This is a genomic window from Leisingera sp. F5 (assembly GCF_001593695.1).
The window spans coordinates 1-2,215 of sequence record NZ_LUKH01000521.1 but is presented as its reverse complement, the minus strand read 5'-3'; the positions used below and the strand labels follow the sequence as shown (position 1 = coordinate 2,215).

The window sequence follows — 2,215 nt, the reverse complement described above, 5'->3', positions numbered from 1 at the left end:
ACTTGCAGCTTCATCGTGCCGACGAGCTTCTTAGCCATTTGGTTTTCCTTTCAACAAGGGCGGGACGCGTCCCGTCCGATGTATGTTGCGTGGTCGGATATCAGGATCGCGATCCGTCCATCTCCCACGAGAGAATCTCGCCCGAAGACGATAGGCGGCGTTTATAGGGGAATGGTGGGGTTGGCAAGTGGGCCGACCCAAATCATGGATGGAGGCCATCCACTCTTACGCGGCTCACTCACGCCACCCAAACCTACTGCTTTTTTGCGCAGTGGCGACCAGCGCTCCCCGTCAGTTTAGGTCGATTGGCCAATCAGGCCTGACACCCTTCAGCTTCCGCCCTTCGATAGGTGAAAACATAGCTGAAGAGAAAATGTGCGCTTGGCTTTGGTCGATCCTTGCACCTATTTGGCTGCGCGGATCAAGCTTGAACGCAATCGGCTTCCGGAAGGCGGAAAATAGACCTTGGCGCCGGCCATACATCCCAGCCTCAATTCGCTCCTTGACGCCAAATAGAAAGTCATAATGTTGCTCAAGGCTCGAATCCAAGAAACCGTTTTCAGCAAGAGAGCTTGCATACGACCACGGTTCTGATTTCCAGAACATTTCCAGTACCGTGGCGAGTTCGGTTGTGGGTTGACTGGCAATCCACATCAGCGGGATCAATCCATGGTCCCAATTATAGTGCTCGGCAAACAAGTGGCGCTGATCCGAGGTGCTTTTCTGTATCAGCCACTCCGCTAGGGCACCCCACTCTTCAGGCCCGCGATAGAAGGTCCGATACGACGCAGCCCAAGTCCGCAAACAGGCATCCATGTCTCGATCCAGCGGCCAACCGTGCTGGCGCGTTGCCCAGCACTGTTTCGCAGCCTCCAATTCCCTGGCTTTGCGTGCAACTTCGAGCGCCTTGCCTTTGGACAAGTAAACGTATTCAGAATCCGCTCTTCGCAGAACATTAGTGACCCTGCCTTCGTCGATCCAAACTTCGGTCCAACGCTTATCTTCAGCAAGAATCGAATACATCTCGCGGAGCGAGCCCTTGACCGTTTTGAATTTACTCAGCGGCTTTGCATCCGGAAATCTGCTTAGGAAGTTTTCACCTCCCATGCCAATTTCGACATTGTCGATTACAAGCCCAAATTCAGGCGGGCATAAAAAATGAACCCTCTCTGCAACGAGAGTTCTATGCTGAAAGACTAAACAAACCATGGCATCGCCGACGCTCAGCTTGACTAGCAACCCGTCGGCTTCAGCCTTCAGCTCACTTTCGGCGGCAATCCCAACTACTTCTTCTTGGCTCATCAGCGGGTGAATTGCCGCGAGCACATCCGCAGTTTCTTTTTTTAGCAAAATCCTGCCCCAAACACTTCACCATAACCGGTCATCTATTGAACCTCGATCAGCCAAGAAGATGTTCAAAGTATGTTGAGACCTAGTCGCTCTTGAGGAGCAGCGGAAATCAACTGCAGGCCCTTTTCGCTCTTCCCTCACCCCATGCTAATTGAGACGCAAATTCACTCAACACGCACCTGCATCAACAGAAAATGCCGCGCTGAAACCAACGCGGCGCCTCGAATTCCGTAGGGCGGGCACTCTGCCCGCCGCCAATCACCCCTGCTTGGTGACCTGGGTGAAATCCAACTCGACCGGGGTTTCGCGGCCGAAGATCGACACGGTGACCTTGAGCTTCTGGTTGTCCTCGTCGACCTCTTCGACCATGCCGTCGAAATCCTCGAACGGGCCGTCGTTCACCTTCACCTTCTCGCCGATCTCGAAGTGGATCAGGGTGCGCGGCGCCTCGACGCCTTCCTCGACGCGGCCCAGGATGCCCTGCACCTCCGCGTCGCGCATCGGCATCGGGCGGCCCTGCGGGCCGAGGAAGCCGGTGACCCGGTTGATCGAGGAAATCAGGTGATAGCCGCGGTCCGACATTTCCATGTGCACCAGCACGTAGCCCGGCATGAACCGGCGCTCGGTCGAGACCTTCTTGCCGCGGCGGATCTCGATCACCTCTTCGGTGGGGACCAGCACCTCGTCGATCTCGTCCTCAAGGCCCTGTTCTGCGACCGAGGTGCGGATCTGCTCTGCGATTTTCTTTTCGAAATTCGAAAGAACGCTGACCGAATACCACCGTTTCGCCATGAACAATCGTCCTTGTTTTGCCGGGCGGGCCATTGCCGCGCCGCCGCTTTATCATCCCGATGCAGCCCTGAAG

At 55.6% G+C, this 2,215-nt stretch carries 2 protein-coding genes; both read right to left on the bottom strand.

The window, feature by feature from the left end; genetic code table 11:
* Positions 1 to 291: 291 nt before the first annotated feature.
* Positions 292 to 1,350, bottom strand: a complete 1,059-nt coding sequence (locus tag A2I95_RS32735; protein ID WP_291736545.1) for a DUF4274 domain-containing protein — start codon at positions 1,348 to 1,350, stop codon at positions 292 to 294.
* Between the two features lie 258 nt (positions 1,351 to 1,608).
* Positions 1,609 to 2,142, bottom strand: a complete 534-nt coding sequence (nusG, locus tag A2I95_RS32730; RefSeq protein ID WP_019298607.1) for a transcription termination/antitermination protein NusG — start codon at positions 2,140 to 2,142, stop codon at positions 1,609 to 1,611.
* Between the last annotated feature and the right edge of the window lie 73 nt (positions 2,143 to 2,215).

Excerpts from the sequence above, each read along its gene's own strand:
- nusG (WP_019298607.1), bottom strand. The coding sequence starts at position 2,142 with ATGGCGAAACGGTGGTATTCGGTCAGCGTTCTTTCGAATTTCGAAAAG.